Source organism: Burkholderia sp. AU6039, from assembly GCF_002223365.1.
GTDB lineage: Bacteria > Pseudomonadota > Gammaproteobacteria > Burkholderiales > Burkholderiaceae > Burkholderia.
On record NZ_NKFK01000003.1, the window covers coordinates 674,655 to 692,641 of the forward strand.

18 protein-coding genes are annotated in these 17,987 nt (G+C 67.8%); 10 read left to right on the plus strand and 8 right to left on the minus strand.

Features of this window, described 5'->3' with window-relative positions; translation table 11 throughout:
- The first annotated feature begins 137 nt into the window (after positions 1–137).
- Together CFB39_RS05860 and map are read left to right on the plus strand one after the other, a co-directional pair.
- The gene (locus CFB39_RS05860) at positions 138–374 is read left to right on the plus strand and encodes a ParD-like family protein (protein WP_039348336.1); all 237 of its coding nucleotides are present in this window, start codon (positions 138–140) and stop codon (positions 372–374) included.
- Positions 374–1,180, plus strand: coding sequence for a type I methionyl aminopeptidase (gene map, locus CFB39_RS05865; protein ID WP_089472422.1), 807 nt, complete (start codon positions 374–376; stop codon positions 1,178–1,180). The genes CFB39_RS05860 and map overlap by 1 nt, the downstream gene beginning before the upstream one ends.
- Positions 1,181–1,338: 158 nt before the next feature.
- Here map and CFB39_RS05870 read toward each other — a convergent pair whose 3' ends face one another.
- A complete protein-coding gene (locus tag CFB39_RS05870) occupies positions 1,339–1,842 on the minus strand; it encodes a GAF domain-containing protein (protein WP_011351430.1) in 504 nt (167 codons plus the stop codon).
- Between the two features lie 102 nt (positions 1,843–1,944).
- Entirely contained in the window at positions 1,945–2,862 is a 918-nt protein-coding gene (locus CFB39_RS05875) for a LysR family transcriptional regulator (RefSeq protein ID WP_069247501.1), read from the minus strand.
- Between the two features lie 109 nt (positions 2,863–2,971).
- On the opposite strand from CFB39_RS05875, the gene CFB39_RS05880 reads away from it, so the two are divergent.
- Positions 2,972–3,844, plus strand: a complete 873-nt coding sequence (locus tag CFB39_RS05880; RefSeq protein ID WP_089455853.1) for a pirin family protein — start codon at positions 2,972–2,974, stop codon at positions 3,842–3,844.
- A 126-nt stretch (positions 3,845–3,970) separates the two neighbouring features.
- Complete coding sequence (locus CFB39_RS05885; protein WP_089455854.1) at positions 3,971–4,456, plus strand: GNAT family N-acetyltransferase; 486 nt, start codon at positions 3,971–3,973, stop codon at positions 4,454–4,456.
- A 25-nt stretch (positions 4,457–4,481) separates the two neighbouring features.
- On the opposite strand, the gene CFB39_RS05890 is transcribed toward CFB39_RS05885, so the two are convergent.
- The 3 genes from CFB39_RS05890 to CFB39_RS05900 are packed head-to-tail and all read right to left on the minus strand — an operon-like array spanning position 4,482 to position 6,459.
- Positions 4,482–5,354, minus strand: coding sequence for a cytochrome c oxidase assembly protein (locus CFB39_RS05890; RefSeq protein WP_089455855.1), 873 nt, complete (start codon positions 5,352–5,354; stop codon positions 4,482–4,484).
- A gap of 10 nt (positions 5,355–5,364) precedes the next feature.
- The gene (locus CFB39_RS05895; RefSeq protein WP_089456563.1) at positions 5,365–5,811 is read right to left on the minus strand and encodes a copper chaperone PCu(A)C; all 447 of its coding nucleotides are present in this window, start codon (positions 5,809–5,811) and stop codon (positions 5,365–5,367) included.
- A 12-nt stretch (positions 5,812–5,823) separates the two neighbouring features.
- On the minus strand, positions 5,824–6,459 hold the full coding sequence (locus tag CFB39_RS05900) for an SCO family protein (protein WP_089472423.1): 636 nt from the start codon (positions 6,457–6,459) through the stop codon (positions 5,824–5,826).
- Between the two features lie 282 nt (positions 6,460–6,741).
- Here CFB39_RS05900 and otsB point away from each other — a divergent pair, with 282 nt between their 5' ends.
- On the plus strand, positions 6,742–7,494 hold the full coding sequence (otsB, locus tag CFB39_RS05905) for a trehalose-phosphatase (protein WP_089455856.1): 753 nt from the start codon (positions 6,742–6,744) through the stop codon (positions 7,492–7,494).
- A complete protein-coding gene (otsA, locus tag CFB39_RS05910) occupies positions 7,491–8,870 on the plus strand; it encodes an alpha,alpha-trehalose-phosphate synthase (UDP-forming) (protein WP_089439568.1) in 1,380 nt (459 codons plus the stop codon). Before otsB ends, otsA begins: the two co-directional genes overlap by 4 nt.
- Before the next feature lie 76 nt (positions 8,871–8,946).
- Here the strand turns inward: otsA and CFB39_RS05915 are convergent, their stop codons facing one another.
- Entirely contained in the window at positions 8,947–10,779 is a 1,833-nt protein-coding gene (locus tag CFB39_RS05915) for an ABC transporter ATP-binding protein (protein ID WP_089439569.1), read from the minus strand.
- A gap of 563 nt (positions 10,780–11,342) precedes the next feature.
- On the opposite strand from CFB39_RS05915, the gene CFB39_RS05920 reads away from it, so the two are divergent.
- From CFB39_RS05920 to CFB39_RS05930, 3 genes are all read left to right on the plus strand, one after another.
- Positions 11,343–12,407 (plus strand): glycosyltransferase family 4 protein, encoded by a 1,065-nt coding sequence (locus CFB39_RS05920; protein ID WP_006476459.1) that lies wholly within the window; start codon positions 11,343–11,345, stop codon positions 12,405–12,407.
- A 237-nt stretch (positions 12,408–12,644) separates the two neighbouring features.
- Entirely contained in the window at positions 12,645–13,451 is an 807-nt protein-coding gene (locus CFB39_RS05925) for a hypothetical protein (RefSeq protein WP_089472424.1), read from the plus strand.
- Positions 13,452–13,490: 39 nt separating this feature from the next.
- Entirely contained in the window at positions 13,491–13,955 is a 465-nt protein-coding gene (locus CFB39_RS05930) for a DUF2214 family protein (RefSeq protein ID WP_089472425.1), read from the plus strand.
- A gap of 110 nt (positions 13,956–14,065) precedes the next feature.
- Here CFB39_RS05930 and gudD read toward each other — a convergent pair whose 3' ends face one another.
- Entirely contained in the window at positions 14,066–15,418 is a 1,353-nt protein-coding gene (gene gudD / locus CFB39_RS05935; RefSeq protein WP_089473229.1) for a glucarate dehydratase, read from the minus strand.
- A 358-nt stretch (positions 15,419–15,776) separates the two neighbouring features.
- On the opposite strand from gudD, the gene CFB39_RS05945 reads away from it, so the two are divergent.
- On the plus strand, positions 15,777–16,526 hold the full coding sequence (locus tag CFB39_RS05945; RefSeq protein WP_069247513.1) for a FadR/GntR family transcriptional regulator: 750 nt from the start codon (positions 15,777–15,779) through the stop codon (positions 16,524–16,526).
- 137 nt (positions 16,527–16,663) lie between these two features.
- Here CFB39_RS05945 and CFB39_RS05950 read toward each other — a convergent pair whose 3' ends face one another.
- On the minus strand, positions 16,664–17,812 hold the full coding sequence (locus tag CFB39_RS05950) for a branched-chain amino acid ABC transporter substrate-binding protein (RefSeq protein ID WP_089472426.1): 1,149 nt from the start codon (positions 17,810–17,812) through the stop codon (positions 16,664–16,666).
- Positions 17,813–17,987: the final 175 nt, after the last annotated feature.

Below are 17,987 nucleotides of genomic sequence, written 5' to 3' on the forward strand. Positions count from 1 at the left end.
GATTTATTTTCCAGCAAACTGGAATTCGATGTCAACGGGGTTGACCTCAAGCGGCTCGACGGAATTCGAACGGCTTGCTCGGCAGTCGTGCGCGGCGTAATATACGAATCGACTACGTTTCGTTTAATTGGGGATATATGGGCATCATCAAGATTTCCGAGCACATGCACGAGCGGCTGCGCTCGACCAGCACGGCGCTGAGCCGCTCGATCAACGCGCAGGCCGAACACTGGCTGCGCGTCGGGATGCTGGCGGAACTCAATCCGGCGCTGTCCTACGGCGATATCTGCCGGATGCTGATCGAGGCCGAAGCGCGGGGCGGTGAGACGGGGCCGGCGGAACCGGTCGAGCACGGCATCGAGCAGGTGGCGTAATGGCGAAACGAGAAATCCCGATCCGCGGCGCCGCGGAAATCGCCAAGTCGCGTGAAGCCGCGAAGCTCGCGTCGCAGGTGCTGACGATGATTGCCGAGCATGTGAAGCCGGGTGTCACCACCGACGAGCTGGACGCGCTCTGCCGCAACTACATCGTCGACGTGCTCGGCGCGATACCGGCGAACATCGGCTATCACGGCTTCCCGAAAACCGTGTGCGCGTCGGTCAATCACGTCGTGTGCCACGGCATTCCGACGTCGCGGCCGCTGCGCGACGGCGACATCGTGAACCTCGACATCGCGGTGATCAAGGACGGCTGGTTCGGCGATACGAGCCGCATGTATTTCGTCGGCGAACCGAACGAACTCGCGCGGCGCCTCGTCGCGACGACCTATGAGGCGATGCACGCGGGCATTCGCGCGGTGCGTCCGGGTGCGACGCTCGGCGACGTCGGCTACGCGATCCAGCAGGTCGCGCATCGCGAAGGATTCAGCGTGGTTCGCGAGTACTGCGGGCACGGCATCGGCGACGTCTATCACGACGAGCCGCAGGTGCTGCACTACGGCCGCCCGGGCACCGGCGTGCCGCTCCGGCCGGGGATGATCTTCACGATCGAGCCGATGCTCAACGCGGGCAAGCGCGACACGCGCATGCTGGCGGACGGCTGGACGGTGGTCACGAAGGACCATTCGCTGTCGGCACAATGGGAGCACATGGTCGTCGTGACGGAAACGGGCTTCGAGGTGCTGACCGAGGACGCGAAGCCGCAGGCGTTCCCGGCGCTGTCCGGCACGCACGCCGCCTGACGCATGCAGTGCGCCACGAAGGGTGGTGCGGTGGCACAGTGGAACGGGCCCCTTTACGGGGCCCGTTTCGTTTTCGTTCGAGGTCGCGAAGCGCGGCGCGATTTACGCGCGAACGCGGCGAACGGTTGCTTGGTGGCGGAGCGCGGCCCGGCCGCTGCTCAACCGCGCGCCTTCTGCCACGCGGATTCAACGAACACGCGGCACAGCGCTTCCATCCCCTTGCGGTCTTCGTCGTCGAAGCGCGCGGCGACCGGGCTGTCGACGTCCCACACGCCGATCAGCGTGCCGTCGGCGGCTACCAGCGGCACGACGATTTCCGATTCCGACGCGGCGTCGCACGCGATATGGCCGGGGAAGTCATGCACGTCGCGCACGACCTGCGTCTCGCGCGTCTGCGCGGCCGTGCCGCACACGCCCTTGCCGAGCGCGATCCGCACGCAGGCGGGCTTGCCCTGGAACGGCCCGACCACGAGTTCCGTCCCGTCGAAGAAGTAGAAGCCGGCCCAGTTGAGACGGTCGAGCGAGTGGTAGACCAGCGCGGAGAAGTTGGCCGCGTTCGCGGTCAGGTCGCGTTCGGATTCGACGAGCGCACGCGCCTGCTCGACGAGCGTCGCGTATTGATCGGCCTTGGAGGCGTTGGGGTCGTTGGACAGCGTGAACATGGCGGGAAAGCGATCAGGGTTGTGGAATGCGCGATGCGCGTACCGCAGTCTACGGCACGCGCGCAGGGTTTGCAGCGCCCGGTCACGCGTGAAGCGGCGTGCTCAATCGGGTTCGAGTTCGGCAAACCGCTCCGCGAGAAAATCGAGCAGGGCGCGCACCGCGGGCAGCAATCCCCGGCGCGACGCGAACACCGCATGCACGATTTCGCGGCGCGGCGCCCAGTCGGGCAGCACGGTCACCAGCTCGCCGCGCGCGACCTCGTCGCGCACCATCATCGTCGGCAACTGCACGATGCCGACGCCCGCGACGGCCGCCGCGCGCAGCGCGAGCATGCCGCCCGTCACGAAGCGCGGCTGGTGATGAATTTCCGCGTGAGCGCCGTCGGGCCCGCGCAGCCGCCACACGTGCGCGGACTGCGGGGCGCCGTGATCGAGGCTCGGCAGGCGCGCGAGATCGGCGGGAACGGCCGGTGCGCCGTGCTCGCGCAGCAGCGCCGGGCTTGCGACGAGGCACTGGCCGCGCTCGGCCAGCACGCGCAGCGCGAGATCGCTGTCTTCGAGCGGCGGCGGGCGTACACGGATCGCGACGTCGATCCCTTCGCCGACCACGTCGACGCGCCGGTTGGTCGCTTCCAGATGAATCTCGACGCGCGGGCATGCGACCATGAACGCGGCGATCATCGTGCCGACCAGTGAATCGAGCAGCACGATCGGGCAACTGACGCGCACGATGCCGCGTGGTTCCTCGTGCAGCAGCGCGATCGCCTCGTCGGCGGCGTCGGCCTCGACGAGCATCGCGCGGCAATGCGCGTAATAGGTCTGGCCGACGTCGGTGACCGTGAAACGGCGTGTCGAGCGCTGGATCAGCCGCATCCCGAGCCGCGCCTCGAGCAGCGCGATGCGGCGGCTCAGCTTCGATTTCGGCATGTCCAGCGCCCGCCCGGCCGGTGCGAAGCCGCCGTGTTCGACGACCTGTACAAAGTAATAGAGATCGTTCAGATCCCGCGCTTTATCGTTCATGAAATGGAACGCTGCGTGCGATTTTGGGAGTCTACCGGATCGATCGTTCCATCACTATATTTCTACCCAGGATGCGAAACACGTGTTTCGCCGCAATTCGGAGAAGGCAATGAAGAAGATCCAGGGTGTGTACAGTGCGCCGCGCGGCCATTGGGTCGGCGACGGTTTCCCGGTGCGTTCGATGTTCAGCTACCAGTCCCACGGTGCGCACCTGAGCCCGTTCCTGCTGCTCGATTACGCCGGCCCGACCACGTTCGAGCCGGGCTCGGCCTCGGCACCGCGCGGTGTCGGCCAGCATCCGCACCGTGGGTTCGAGACGGTGACGATCGTCTATGACGGCGAGGTCGCGCACCGCGACTCGACCGGCGCGGGCGGCGTGATCGGCCCGGGCGACGTGCAGTGGATGACGGCCGCGAGCGGGATCCTGCACGAGGAATTCCACTCGGAAGGGTTCACGCAGCGGGGCGGCCCGCTCGAGATGGTGCAGCTGTGGGTGAACCTGCCCGCCGCGGACAAGATGGGCGCGCCCGGCTACCAGACGCTGCTGAACGCCGACATCCCCGTGGTCGAGCTGCCGGACGGCGCGGGGCGTGCGCGGATCATCGCGGGTGAGTTCGACGGGCGGCGTGGGCCGGCCCGCACGCATACGCCGATCGACGTATGGGACGTGCGGCTCGTGGCCGGCGGCCATGCGCGGTTCCCGGTCGCCGACGGGCGTACGCTCGCGGTGGTCGTGCTGAGCGGTACCGTGCAGGTGAACGGCGAGACGGTCGCCCGCGAAGCGCAGTTCGTGCAACTCGGCCGCGACGGCAGCGATGTCGAGATCGAAGCGAACGGCGACGCGAAGCTGCTGATCCTGAGCGGCGAACCGATCGACGAACCCGTCGTCGGTTACGGGCCGTTCGTGATGAACTCGCAAGCGGAGATTCGTACCGCGATCGAGGACTTCAACAGCGGCCGATTTGGCCAGATGCCGGCATGACGGACAGGCCCCGCGCAATGCGGGGCCTGTTTTTATGCGCGGGCAGTCGGTCGCGCGGCGCGTGCGCTTCGAGGCATAATCGTCGATTGCCGCGCGCCGGCCGGCGCGCCCGAATCAGGACCGACCATGAACGCATCCGCTGCATCCCCGAGCGCCGCCGATCTCGACTGGCGCTGGAAATCCTTCGACGCGCTGACGGCGCGCGAAGTCTATTCGATCCTCGAAGCGCGCAGCGCGGTATTCGTCGTCGAGCAGAACTGCGTGTATCGCGACATCGACGATGCCGATCAGGCCGCATGGCACCTGGCCGCCTTCGATCCGGCCGGCCGCCTGGCCGGCTATCTGCGCGTGCTGCTGCCCGATGCGCAGCACACCGACGTCCGCATCGGCCGCGTGCTGACGACCGCCGCGTTTCGCGGCGCAGGCCTCGGCAACGGGCTGCTGTCGCGCGCGCTCGAGCATATCCGTGCGCAGTGGCCGGATACGCCGGTAAGCCTGCATGCGCAGGCCCACTTGCAGCGTTTTTACGGGGCATTCGGCTTCGCGCCGAGTTCGGACGTGCACGACGAGGACGGCATCCCGCACGTGTGGATGAGCAGCGCACGCGCGTAATGCGATGCGCCGCGCCGCGCGGCAGTCAGTGCGCGGCGTGCGCGACCGGCGGCCGGGCTGCGCGCTGTGCCGCGGCCCGTTCATCGATCAGGCGGCCGCGCGCGGACAGCCGCAGCCAGTGGCGCAGCGCGATCAGCGCGCCGATCACGCTCATCATCGAGCCGGGAATCCACAGCAGCAGGCCGCCGATCTGCTGGTCACGCAGCGGGCTCAGCCATGTGAACGCGCGGCCGCAGATCGAATAGATCGGATACAGCTCGTGCGGCGTGAAGAAGATCAGCGCGCCGAGCGCGATCTGCGGCGGAATCGCCGCGACGACGATCAGGATCCGGCGGCCCGGCGACAACCGCGCGGGCGGCGCGGGGCGCGGATCGACGACGAGCCACCAGAACAGCAGCCCGTCGATCACCATGCTCCAGTTCATCACGCGATAGAGACGCCAGTCGAGCATCGCGATGAAGTGAATCGGCGACAGCAGCCAGAAATAGATCAGCCCGACGAACAGCACGACCGCGACGACGGGATGGAACACCACGTCGAGCGTCGCGCGCACGGGCGCCCACGCGAGCGCGGGGCGCACGACACGCTGCCGCCAGCGGAACGGAATGCCCGCGCGCATCGCGGCGCCCGGATACGACAGCGCGATGAAGAACGGCCCGAGGTGGTGCAGCACCAGATGCTGCGCGCGGTGCAGGAAGAATTCGTGCTCGAAGAAATAGTCGAGCCGCGTATGCAGCGCGATGTAGAGCGCCGTCAGCCCGAACCAGAACGAGAACTGCCGCAGCGGCGACACCTTCGCCTTCTTCACGCCGCGTGCGAACAGCACGGCGGCGGTCAGCACCGCGATCACCACGGTGGGCGACGGTTCCCACGGATCGAGCCAGTACAGGAGGTTCATCGCGCGCGCATCACTTCGCCTGGGCCGGCGATTTCACGGCGAACGGCGCATCGACCGTTTCGCCGTCGGAGAACTTCAGGCGCAGGTGTACGGTGTCGCCCGGCTTGATCGCGTGCTTCGGCTCTTCGAGCATGAAGTGGTAGCCGCCCGGCGCGATGTCGACCTTGCCGCGCGCGGGGATCGTCAGCTTGTCGACCATTTCCATTTTCTGCGTCGAGCCGTTCGAGACGGTCTGGTGCAGCATCGCCATCCCGTAGTCGGGGCTGTCGACGTCGACGAGATCGACCGGCTTGTCGCTCGTATTCACGAGCGTCACGTAGCCGCCGGCCGGCAGCTTGTTCGGCAGCCAGCGCACCCAGGCGTTCTGCGCGGTGATCGCGCCGGCGGCATACGCGTGAGCGCCTGCGCACAGCGCGGCGAGGAGGGCGAGCGTCTTGAGGGTCGTTGTCGTTTTCATGTCGGGATGCATTCAGGTAGTGGGGGCGGTGTCGATGATCCGGCGCAGATCGGCGGCGATGGCGTCGGGCGAGTCGCGGTCGGTCGCAAGCAGGCGGGCGCGGCCGCTTGCGTCGAAGATGTAGACGGCCGAGCTGTGCGTGACTTCGTAGCCGCCGGACGGATCGCGCTTTTCCATCTGGTAGGCGACGCGATAGCGCTTCGCGAGCGATTCGATCTGGCGGTCGGTGCCGGTCAGGCCGCGCGCATGCGCGGCGTCGAACGCGGCGACATACGATTGCATTGCCTGCGGCGTGTCGCGTGCAGGGTCGACCGAGACGAACAGGATGCGCACGTTGTTGGCCTGCGCGCCGAGCTTCGCCAGCACTTCCATCAGCCGCGCCATCGTTTCGGGGCAGACATCGGGGCAGTGCGTGTAGCCGAAGTAGACGAGCGCGACCTGGCCGTGGAACGCATCGGCGTCGACGGGATGGCCGTCGCCGCCCGTCAGCGTGAACGACAGGTCGGGCAGGTGGCCGGTAACGTTGGTCAGGTTCCAGCGCGGCTCGTCGTGCGTACACGCGGCGAGCGCCACGGCGGCGGCGAGGGCCGCGGCCGTGCGGATGAGGCGGGAGAAGCGCCGGTGCGGCGTGGTGCAGGCAGACGACATCCTGGGGCTCGATCGGACGGAATGGTGGCCGGCCGGCGCGGCGCCATGCGTCGCGCGGCAGGCGGTTGCGACTGTAGCGCAATTCGCGCGCCCGCGTCCTTTCGAAACCCGTACGCCGCGAGCGAGCGGGGCAATATGTCGCAGTTGACGCGCGCGGCGGCGTGACGCCGGCGCCGCACCGGTTTCGCCCATCTCGATGCGCAGGCGCGGTAAGATGCGCACAATTCCATTCGCGCAGCGGCCGCCCGGCGTTTGCCGGCCGGCCCTCACACTATCGAATCGATGCAATCCGTTCCGGCTTCCCTGTCCCTGACCGACACCGCGTTCTTCTTCGACTTCGACGGCACGCTCGTCGAACTGGCGCCGACGCCCGACAGCATTCATGTTCCGCCGTCGCTGCTGACGCTGCTCGACGAACTGCAGCGCCGCTCGCACGGCGCGGTCGCGATCGTGTCCGGGCGCGGCATCGACAACATCGACACGTTCCTGAAGATGCCCGGCATGCCGATCGCCGGCCTGCACGGCGCGGAGCGCCGCGATGCGAACGGCGACACGCAGCGCATCGGCTTCAACGACGAACGCCTGCTGCGCATCGAGCGCGAGCTGGCGGCCGTCGTCGACCGTCATCCGGGCATGCTGCTCGAAATCAAGGGCGCGGCCGTCGCGCTGCACTACCGCAACGCGCCCGAGCGCGAGGCGACGGCGCGCGCGGCCACCGAGCGCCTCGTCGCCGACTATGCCGATGCGTATGTGCTCCAGCCGGGCAAGATGGTGTTCGAGATCAAGCCGAAAGGCGTCGACAAGGGGCGCGCGCTCGCTGCGTTCCTCGACGAGCCGCCGTTTGCCGGCCGTGTGCCGGTGTTCGCGGGCGACGACCTGACCGACGAGAAGGGCTTCGCGGTGGTCAACGCGCGCGGGGGGCTGTCGATCAAGATCGGCGCGGGCGAGACGTCCGCCCGCACGCGGCTCGATTCGGTCGACGCGCTGCATGAGCAGATCGCGCGCTGGCTCGGTGCGGAGCAGCCGGACGCATGAGTCGCCTCATCATTGTTTCAAACCGCGTCGCGCCGATTTCGGAAGGCGAACCGGCGGCGGGCGGTCTTGCGATCGGTGTCTATGATGCGCTGAAGGAGACGGGCGGCATGTGGTTCGGCTGGAGCGGCGAGGTCGTCGCGTCCGGCGCACCGCAGATCCGCGTCGAGGAGCACGGGCCGGTCACGTTCGCGACCATCGGCCTGTCGCGGCGCGACTACGACCAGTATTACCGCGGCTTCTCGAACGCGACGCTGTGGCCCGCGTTTCACTACCGCACCGACCTGATCCAGTACGACCGTCACGAGTTCGAAGGCTATGGCCGCGTGAACGTGTGGCTCGCCCAGCAGCTCGTGCCGCTGCTGCAGGACGACGACGTGATCTGGGTGCACGACTATCACCTGATCCCGTTCGCGCGCGCGCTGCGCGCGGCCGGCGTGAAGAACCGCATCGGCTTCTTCCTGCACATCCCGTTTCCGGCTGCGCAGGTGCTCGTCAGCGTGCCGCCGCATCGCGACCTCGTCGAGTCGCTGTGCGCGTTCGACCTGCTCGGCTTCCAGACCGAGCCCGACCTGCGCGCGTTCTGCGATTACGTCGAATCGGAAGCGGACGGCGCGATCGAGCGCAACGGCCACCTGGCGACGGTGCGCGCATTCGGCCGGACGCTGCGCGCGGCCGCCTATCCGATCGGCGTGCATCCGGACGAGATCGCATCGCTCGCGCAGGCCGGCGAGCACGGCAAGGCGGTGCGCACGCTCGCGACGTCGCTGCGCGGCCGCAAGCTGATCATGAGCGTCGACCGGCTCGATTACTCGAAGGGGCTCGTCGAGCGCTTCCGCGCGTTCGAGAAGCTGCTCGAGCACGAGCCGTCGCATCGCAATCGCGTGTCGTTCCTGCAGATTGCGCCGTCGACGCGCGCGGAACTGCGCGCGTACCAGGACATCCGCCTGCAGCTCGAAGGGGAGTCGGGGCGCATCAACGGACGCTTCGCCGAGCTCGACTGGGCGCCGATCCTCTATATCCATCGCCAGTACGACCGCCAGCTGCTCGCCGCGCTGTACCGGCTCGCGCGGGTCGGCTACGTGACGCCGCTGCGCGACGGGATGAACCTCGTCGCGAAGGAATACGTATCCGCGCAGAACCCGGAGGACCCGGGCGTGCTCGTGCTGTCGCGCTTCGCCGGCGCCGCACGCGAGCTGACGGGGGCGCTGATCGTCAATCCGATCGATATCGACGGGATGGCCGATGCGCTGTCGCAGGCGCTGACGATGCCGCTCGCCGAGCGGCGCGCGCGTTATACGGACATGATCGCGCAGCTTCGCGAGAACAACGTGTCGGTGTGGCGCGACAACTTCCTGCGCGATCTGCAGCACGCGTAAACGGCGGTTCATCGAGCAATAAAAAAGCCGCAGTGCGTGAAGCACTGCGGCTTTTTTGTCGGCTGCAGCCGAGGTGTCAGGCCACGCGTTCGCCGGTCGGCGTGCTGCCGTCCGGTGCGGGGTGATGGCGGCCGTGCTGTTTCGCGAGCAGGTCGCGGTACAGGCCCGGGCGGTTGCGCAGCACGTCGGGCGGACCGTCGTCGATCACCTTGCCGTTGTTCATCACGATGATCCGGTCGAAGTTGCGCAGCGTCGACAGGCGGTGAGCGATCGCGATCACCGTGCGGCCGACCATCAGGCGGTCGAGCGCGCTCTGGATCGCTTCCTCGGATGCGCTGTCGAGCGCGGACGTCGCTTCGTCGAGCAGCAGGATCGGCGCATCCTTCAGGATCGCGCGCGCGATCGCGATGCGCTGGCGCTGGCCGCCCGACAGCTTGACGCCGCGGTCGCCGACGATCGTGTCATAGCCTTCCGGCATCGCTTCGATGAATTCCGCGCAGCGCGCGTCGCGCGCGGCCGCGAGCACTTCGTCGCGGGTCGCGTCGGGGCGGCCGTACGCGATGTTGTCGTAGATCGTCCGGTGCAGCAGCGAGATGTCCTGCGGCACGAGCGCGATCGCCTGGCGCAGGCTGTCCTGCGTGATCGTCTTCACGTCCTGGCCGTCGACCTGCACGGCGCCGTCCTGCGTGTCGTAGAAGCGCTGAAGCAGCGCGAGCACGGTCGACTTGCCGGCGCCCGACTTGCCGATCAGGCCGACGCGCTGGCCCGGCTCGATATGAAGATCGAAGTGATCGAGGATCGCGCGGCGGTGCGGATACGCGAACGTCACGCGCTCGAAATCGACGCGGCCGCCCTTGGCCGACAGCGGCTGCGCGTCGGAGCGGTCAGGCATCCCGTGCGGCTCGAGCAGTGTCTTGACGGCTTCGGACAGGCGCGCGATGTGCTGCGTGACGTCGACGAGCGCGACCGCGAGATCGCGCGTGCCGTGCAGGATCGTGAAGCCGAGCGAGCTGACGAGCACGATGTCGCCCGACGTCGCGCGGCCCTGGTCCCACAGCCACAGCGCCCAGCCGAGCAGGCCGGCGGACAGCATCGCGGTGATCACCGCGTGCAGCAGGCGCAGCTTCTCGAGATAGAGCAGGCTCTGCTGGCGCGCATCCATCTCGGCCTTGACCGTTGCGCCGAAGCGCTTCTGTTCGCGCAGCGTCATCCCGAACGCGCGCACGAGGCCCATGTTGCCGATCACGTCGACGAGCTCGCCATCGACCGCCGCGGCCTTCGCCGCGAACGCGTGGTGGCGGGCCGAGCCGCGCCCGGCGAGCTTGAACAGGATGACGGACAGCACGGCCGAACAGCCGAGCAGGCCGGCGGCCATCATCGGATTGACGACGATGATCATCAGGATCGCGCCCATCACCGCGATGCACGGCGGCAGCACGTTCCACGCCATCGTGTTCTCCGACGTGTAGACGGCGTTCGACGTGGCCGTGATGCGACTCGCCAGCGTGCCGGGCTGCTTTTCGGCGTAGTAGGTGGGCGAATGGCCGATCAGGTACTGGAACAGGTCACGCCGCAGGTCGCCGGTGACCGCGACGAACGTGTGCGCGGCGAACCAGCCGCCGACGCGCCACAGCAGGTTGTCGGCCGCAATCAGCCCGACGAGCAGCGCGAACGCGCTCCACAGCGGGCCGGGGTGATGCCGCCCGGTCGCCAGCACGTCGATCAGGTGCTTGATCGCGTATTGCGAGCCGAGCGCGCAGCCGACGGCGGCCAGCACGCTGAAGAGCACGATCAGGTGGGCGACGGGATGCAGGCGGATGTAGCGGAACAGGAACGCGATCGGTCGATGCGCGTAGCTCGACAGCTTCGCGTTGTGGGCGTTGCGCTGGGCAGGGGTGAGAGATTCCAAAATATGCGTGCGGTGATTCGGTGAGTGAGCGTGGCGGCTGGATCGCAGGCCGGCGTTCGCCCGGACTGAATAATCCGGCATTGTAAACAAGCCCGCGTGTCGCGCTGCGCGAATCTTGCCTTGGCCAGGGGCTCGCGGTCGATTTTGAGATAAAATCCGGCATCCCGTCCTGCCTCATGTGCCGGAATCACGCTGCCGGCGGTCACGGGGTCAAGGAATGCCAAAAGGGCCTTCCACTCTAGAACGGACACCCAAGTCCGCGGGTTGCAAAGTGTTGCACCTTTGTAACAAAGTAAAGTGTTTGAAATGTTGTGCGCCGTATCGGGATTAACCCTAGATAATCGGCTCCGGGTTCGATTCCAGGTTTTTTACGAACCCCTGTCAACGGGTCTTCGTTTCAAACGTTCTATGCCTGTCGCGTCGCCGACGCTCCTTGAGCAGCGCGGGTTTGACGCCCCCGGCAGGCTGATTCGTCCGATCTTCGGACGACCTGCATCCAGCCCGGACCGCCGGCAGGTTGCCGACCCATACCTGGTTTTTAGCCGATTTTTTAGGAGTTACGCATGCGAATCGCCCAAATCGCTCCGTTGCACGAAGCGGTGCCCCCGAAACTGTACGGCGGCACCGAGCGAGTGGTGTCCTACCTCACCGAAGCACTTGTCGAGATGGGGCATGACGTCACGCTCTTCGCGAGCGGCGATTCGCAAACCTCCGCGAAGCTCGAAGCCTGCTGGCCGCAGGCGCTGCGCCTCGACCCGACGATCCGCGACGTGATGGCCCCGCACATGCTGCTGCTCGAGCAGGTGCGCCGCCGCGCGGAAGAGTTCGATGTCCTGCACTGCCACATCGACTACTACCCGTTCTCGCTGTTCTCGCGCCAGCCGGTCCCGCATCTGACGACGATGCACGGCCGTCTCGACCTGCCGGAACTGCAGCCGATCTTCAACGCATTCAGCGACGTGCCGGTCGTGTCGATCTCCGACAACCAGCGCATCCCGCTGCCGCAGGCGAACTGGCTGTCGACCGTCTACCACGGCCTGCCGGAAAACCTGCTGACGCCGATCCCGAACGTCAAGCCGAGCTACCTCGCGTTCCTGGGCCGCATCTCGCCCGAGAAGCGCGTCGACACGGCGATCCGCATCGCCGAGCAGGCCGGCCTGCCGATCAAGATCGCCGCGAAGCTCGACAAGGCTGACCGCGCGTACTACGAAGAGAAGATCAAGCCGCTGTTCGCGCTGCCGCACGTCGAGTACATCGGCGAAATCAGCGAGTCCGAAAAGACCGAATTCCTCGGCAACGCGCATGCGCTGCTGTTCCCGATCGACTGGCCGGAGCCCTTCGGCCTGGTGATGATCGAGGCGATGGCCTGCGGCACGCCGGTGATCGCGTTCAAGCGCGGCTCGGTGCCGGAAGTGATCGACAACGGCGTGTCGGGCTTCGTCGTCGAAGACGAGCTGTCGGCCGTTGCCGCGCTCAAGCGCCTCGATACGCTGCCGCGCGAGAAGGTCCGCGCCGCGTTCGAAGCCCGCTTCTCGTCGAAGGTGATGGCGCAGAACTACGTGAAGGGCTACGAGGAACTGCTGCGCCAGAAGCGTCGCACGGTGCTGCGCGAAGTCAACGCAAGCTGATTGCGGGCCGCCGCCGCGCAGCGGCGCGCGGCTTGCCATCGACGCCCCGTCCGGGTTCCCGGCGGGGCGTTGTCACATCCACGGCGCGGATCTGTTGTATTCTCGCCGCGCCCGACGCCGCGAACGGCCCCCGAAGCGGCCCGGCAGGGCATCCGTCCGTCTGTCCAGACGGTAATGTCCCTATAATGGCCGTGCCGTGAAATCCGGCCCCGCACGAATAACCAGAGGAGAGCAGTCTTGGCGAGAACGAAATCCACGCGCGCAGCGCCGGCCCCCGGCGCCGGTGTGATCTTCGCGTTGCGTGCGATCGGTCTCGTGCTGCTCGCGCGCTGGCTGTTCTCGATGTCCCAGATGGGCTATCGCTCGTCGCTGTCGGCGATGGTGTCGTCGCCCTGGGCGTTCATCTACCTTCTCCTGATCTTCCTGCTGCTCGCGCTGCCGGGCGCCGTCGCGCGCGCCGAACGGCCATTCCATCCGCTGCCGCAATGGCTGCGCCAGGCGCTGCGCGTCTTCGCGCTGATCGGTTTGCTGTTCGCGGTCTGGTCGATCGGCATGTTCGTCTGGGTGGACGGCTGGCGCCTCGCGCTGCAGGCGGTGACGGCGACCAACGGCTGGCTCGTCGCCGCACCGGCGCTTTATGCGGCGATCGTCTGGATCTGCCGCCCGCGGCCGCTGTGGCGGACCAACGTGGCCGCCCGCCGCTTCGCGGTCGGCCGTTATGCGATTTCGCTCGACGTGCTGACGCGCACAGCGATCGTGTGGATGGAAAGCCGCAAGGTCGGCCAGTACGACGCGCGCGAACTGTCGGTGCGCTGGCCCGGCCGGGCGGCGCCTGCCGCAGGCGACGGTGCAGCGGACGCGCAGCCGGCCGTCGTGCCGCCGCGCCGCGGCAGCTTCTTCAATCGGCCGAAGGTCGAACTGCTGTGGGATTCGCCGGCGGCCGTCGGCCATAACCGGCAGATCGTCATGCGTGCGCCGCTCGCGAGCGAAGGCGACCGCGTCGCGGTGCTCGCGCTCGACGCCGCGCTCAAACAGATCGTCTGACGAGCCCCGCGCACGGCGAGCGGGCGACAAGGAGGCGTGATGATCGTCCGCTGGTTGCTGGCTGCCGTTCACCTGAGTGCGTTCGGCGTAGCGTTCGCCGCGATCGCGGGGCGTAACCGCGCGTTGCGCCGGCTCATCGCGTCGGCGCAGGCGGCCGACTTGCCCGGCGTATTCAAGGCGGATGCCGCTTGGGGGCTATCGGCGCTCGTGCTGATCGTGACGGGCCTGATGCGCGCGTTCGGCGGTTTCGAGAAAGGCGCCGCATACTACCTGCACGAACCGCTCTTTCACCTGAAGATGACCGCGCTCGTGGTGATCCTGCTGCTCGAGGTCGTGCCGATGCTCGGGCTGATCCGGTGGCGCGTCGCCGCGCGGCAGCAGCAGATGCCTGATCTCGGCCGTGCGCGCACCTATGTGCGGATCGGCCATTGGCAGGCGGTGCTGGTGATCGTCATCGTGTTCGCCGCGTCGGGGATGGCGCGGGGGATTGGGCTGGCCGGGTAGGTGCGGCCGGCTAGGCTTGGCCGGGTAGGTGCGGCCGGCTAACTAGGCCTGGCCGGCTAGGCCCGGCCCAAGCTCGACCCGGCGACCCTGCCGCCTGGCCGCACCCGCACTCAGCGCACGAGGCAGGGACGCTTGTTGTTGAAGGTCCAGCCCGGAATCAAATACTGCATCGCCGCCGCGTCGTCGCGGGCACCGAGCCCGTGCTGCTTGTACAGCTCGTGCGCGACCGCGACGGCATCCATGTCGATATCGATGCCGAGCCCCGGCCGTTTCGGCACTTCCACCAGCCCGTTCTCGATCTTCAGCGGTTCGCGCGTCAGCCGCTCGCCGTCCTGCCAGATCCAGTGCGTGTCGATCGCGGTGACCTGGCCCGGCGCGGCGGCCGCGACGTGCGTGAACATCGCGAGCGACACGTCGAAATGATTGTTCGAATGCGAGCCCCACGTGAGGCCCCAGTCGCGGCACATCTGCGCGACGCGCACCGAACCCTGCATCGTCCAGAAGTGCGGATCGGCGAGCGGGATGTCGACGGCCTGCAACTGCACCGCGTGACCCATTTGCCGCCAGTCGGTCGCAATCATGTTGGTGGCGGTCGGCAGCCCCGTCGCGCGGCGGAATTCGGCCATCACCTCGCGGCCGGAGTAGCCGTTCTCCGCGCCGCACGGATCTTCCGCGTACGCGAGCACGTGATGCTGGTCGCGGCACAGCCGCACGGCCTCGTCGAGCGACCACGCGCCGTTCGGGTCGAGCGTCACGCGCGCGTCGGGGAAGCGCTCGGCGAGCGCGGTCACGGCCTCGATCTCGCGCGCGCCTTCGAATACGCCGCCCTTCAGCTTGAAGTCGTTGAAGCCGTAGCGCGCATGCGCGGCCTCGGCCAGCCGCACGACGGCCTCGGGCGTCAGCGCGGCTTCGTCGCGCACGCGCGTCCAGTCGTCGGTCGCGCCGCTGCCGTCGCGGTAGGCGAGCGCGGTCTTCGTGCGGTCGCCGATGTAGAACAGGTAGCCGAGCATTTCGACGCGCTCGCGCTGCTGGCCCTCGCCGAGCAGCGCGGCGACCGGCACGCCGAGATGCTGGCCGAGCAGGTCGAGCAGCGCGGCTTCGAGCGCGGTGACCGCGTGGATCGTCGTGCGCAGGTCGAAGGTCTGCAGCCCGCGGCCGCTCGCGTCACGGTCGGCGAAGGTGCGCCGCACGTCGTTGAGCACCGCGTGGTAATTGCCGACCGGTTGGCCGACGACGAGCGCGCGCGCATCGTCGAGCGTGCGGCGGATGCTTTCGCCGCCCGGGACTTCGCCGACGCCGGTGCGGCCCGCGCTGTCCTTCAGGATCACGAGGTTGCGGGTGAAGAACGGGCCGTGTGCGCCGCTCAGGTTGAGCAGCATGCTGTCGTGGCCGGCGACCGGAATCGCTTGCAGGTCGACGATACGCGGCGTGTCGTGGGAGGGCGAGGCAGTGACGGCGTTCATGGGCGGCGATGGCGAAAGGGTGGGCAATGCCGTGCGGCAAAAGCTTTGCCGCGCGCGACGGGAGGTGCGATCATTCGACAACCGACATGCGCGGCGCGCAAGCCCCGCAGGTCGACGCAACCCGAAACGGGGTGGGAGCGACAACCTGACCAGCGGAGCGCAGAACGCGAACGCTGGCTGATCGTAAGACATGGGACCAGGCGGCGCAGGAGTGCTCGCTTGAGTCGACAGGAGATCCGTGTTTCGATCATCAGTCGTCGGATGACTTGTGACGCAGTATAATGAATCATCGGCTTTCGCTCAAACCCCGCGTAAACCCTCGGCTCACATTACGATCATTCAAAAAGGAACCGGCCTCATGTCCGTGCCTACGCTTCCCGCAGCGCCGCGCCGTCGCGCACGCAGCCTCGCACAAGATGTCGTCGACGCGCTGACCGCGCAGATCGAAAACGGCACGCTGCGTCCCGGCGACAAGCTGCCGACCGAAACCGAAGTCATGGCGGCGCAGGGGGTGAGCCGGACGGTCGTGCGCGAGGCGATCTCGCGGATGCAGGCGAGCGGCCTCATCGAGACGCGCCACGGCATCGGCAGCTTCGTGCTGGAGCCGTCGCGCCGCCAGACGCTCGGCATCGACCCGGCGACGATCACGACGCTGCGCGACGTGCTCGCGGTGCTGGAGCTGCGCATCAGCCTCGAAAGCGAATGCGCGAGCCTTGCCGCGCAACGCGCGAACGATACCGACCTGGCCGCGCTGCGGCGCGCGCTCGACGCGATCGCATCGGGGGCGGGCGGCGGCCGCGACACGGCGCAGCTCGACTTCCAGTTCCACCTGCAGATCGCGCAGTCCACCGGCAACCGCTATTTCGTCGACATCATGACGCAGCTCGGCACGTCGATCATTCCGCGCACGCGCGTGAATTCGGCCCGCTTTGCCGGCGACGATCTGGAGCGCTACGTCGGCCGGCTGAACCACGAGCACGAGGATATCTACGAGGCGATCGCGCGCCACGACCCGGAAGCGGCACGCGCGGCGATGCGCACGCATCTCACCAACAGCCGCGAGCGTCTGCGCCGCGCGCACGAGGCGGCCGAGGCCGAGGCCGGCTGACGCACCGGGCGGCGCGGCCCACGGTGCCGCCGGCCCGGTCGAATCGCCCCAACATCAGTCGTCATACAAGATCGATCTCCCTTCATCGATCACCGGGGCCGGGCGGCGTTGCCGCCGCCGGCCGCCGGCACCGCCGATCAGCCTCCCTTCGTCGTGATCGTCTTCCACGCGCCGCTCTTCACCTGGTACAGCGTCGACATCCCGCTCTTCAGCGAGCCGTCGTTCGCGAACGAGATACGGCCGGTCACGCCTTCGAAGTCGATCTTCTTCAGCGCCGGGCGATAGACCTTCGGGTCGGTCGAGCCGGCCGCCTGCATCGCCTTGATCGCCGCCCACGCCGCGTCGTAGCCGAACTGCGCGTACGACAGCACGTCGACGCCGAAGCGCTTCTTGAAACGCGCCTCGAAATCCTTCCCTTGCGGCAGCTCGTCGAGCGGCCGGCCGTATTCCCACGCCATCGCGCCTTCGGCGGCCGGGCCTGCGATCTTGATGAACTCGTTGTCCTTCACGCCGCCGCCACCGACGAACTGCGCATTCAGCCCAAGTTGGCGCATCTGCTTGATGAAGTTCGCGGCGAGCGAATCGAGGCCGCCGAAGAAGATCAGGTCGGGGTTCTTCGCCTTCAGGCTCGTGATCTGCGCGCGGAAGTCGACCGCCTGGTTGCTGGTGAATTCGCGGCCGATGAGGTTGCCGCCCGCGGCCTTCACGGCCTTCTCGAACTCGTCGGCCTCGCCCTGGCCGAACGCGGTGCGGTCGTCGATGATCGCGATGCGCTTCGCCTTCGTCACGTCGACCGCGTACTTGCCCGCGTTGCCGGCGTTCTGGCCGTCGGTCGCGATCACCATGAACATGTTCGCGAGCCCGCGCGCGGTGAGCGTCGGGTTGGTCGCGGCCGGATCGATCACCGGGATGCCGGCCTTGTCGTAGACGACCGATGCCGGAATCGTCGTCCCCGAGTTGAAGTGGCCGACCACGACCGACACGTTCTGGTCGACGAGCGCCTGCGCGGCCTGCACGCCGATGCGCGGGTCGGCCTGGTCGTCCTGCACGACGAGGTTGAAGTGGACAGGCTTGCCGGCGATCTGCACTTTCTGCGCGGCGGCATCGTCGAGCGCGAGCTGCACGCCGTTCTGCAGGTCCTTGCCGTAACCGGCGTTCACGCCCGTGAGCGGCGCGGCGAAGCCGACCTTCACGTCGGTCGTATCGGCGGCCTGGGCGCCCTGTTGCGAGAGGAGGGCAAGCGCGGATGCAATCGACACCGACAGCAGGGAATGACGGAATTTCATGTTGTTCCTCTTGTTCGACACCTGCGAGTGAGTACCGCATGCGCCCGGGCGGGCCGGACGCGTGCGACGGGCGGGCGGTTCGACCGCTTCTCGGAATCGGGCGGGGAGGTCGGCATCGTTATCCTCGGAAGAATCTCCCGTCAGGCGCTGCGAAGAAGCGCCCCGATCGCCTCGA

Coding starts and splice junctions, on each gene's coding strand:
- CFB39_RS05920 (WP_006476459.1), top strand. CDS start 11,343: ATGCGAATCGCCCAAATCGCTCCGTTGCACGAAGCGGTGCCCCCGAAA.
- CFB39_RS05895 (WP_089456563.1), bottom strand. CDS start 5,811: ATGAAAACGACAACGACCCTCAAGACGCTCGCCCTCCTCGCCGCGCTG.
- CFB39_RS05860 (WP_039348336.1), top strand. CDS start 138: ATGGGCATCATCAAGATTTCCGAGCACATGCACGAGCGGCTGCGCTCG.
- CFB39_RS05890 (WP_089455855.1), bottom strand. CDS start 5,354: ATGAACCTCCTGTACTGGCTCGATCCGTGGGAACCGTCGCCCACCGTG.
- map (WP_089472422.1), top strand. CDS start 374: ATGGCGAAACGAGAAATCCCGATCCGCGGCGCCGCGGAAATCGCCAAG.
- CFB39_RS05930 (WP_089472425.1), top strand. CDS start 13,491: ATGATCGTCCGCTGGTTGCTGGCTGCCGTTCACCTGAGTGCGTTCGGC.
- CFB39_RS05875 (WP_069247501.1), bottom strand. CDS start 2,862: ATGAACGATAAAGCGCGGGATCTGAACGATCTCTATTACTTTGTACAG.
- otsA (WP_089439568.1), top strand. CDS start 7,491: ATGAGTCGCCTCATCATTGTTTCAAACCGCGTCGCGCCGATTTCGGAA.
- CFB39_RS05900 (WP_089472423.1), bottom strand. CDS start 6,459: ATGTCGTCTGCCTGCACCACGCCGCACCGGCGCTTCTCCCGCCTCATC.
- gudD (WP_089473229.1), bottom strand. CDS start 15,418: ATGAACGCCGTCACTGCCTCGCCCTCCCACGACACGCCGCGTATCGTC.
- CFB39_RS05945 (WP_069247513.1), top strand. CDS start 15,777: ATGTCCGTGCCTACGCTTCCCGCAGCGCCGCGCCGTCGCGCACGCAGC.
- CFB39_RS05880 (WP_089455853.1), top strand. CDS start 2,972: ATGAAGAAGATCCAGGGTGTGTACAGTGCGCCGCGCGGCCATTGGGTC.
- CFB39_RS05950 (WP_089472426.1), bottom strand. CDS start 17,812: ATGAAATTCCGTCATTCCCTGCTGTCGGTGTCGATTGCATCCGCGCTT.
- CFB39_RS05870 (WP_011351430.1), bottom strand. CDS start 1,842: ATGTTCACGCTGTCCAACGACCCCAACGCCTCCAAGGCCGATCAATAC.
- CFB39_RS05885 (WP_089455854.1), top strand. CDS start 3,971: ATGAACGCATCCGCTGCATCCCCGAGCGCCGCCGATCTCGACTGGCGC.
- otsB (WP_089455856.1), top strand. CDS start 6,742: ATGCAATCCGTTCCGGCTTCCCTGTCCCTGACCGACACCGCGTTCTTC.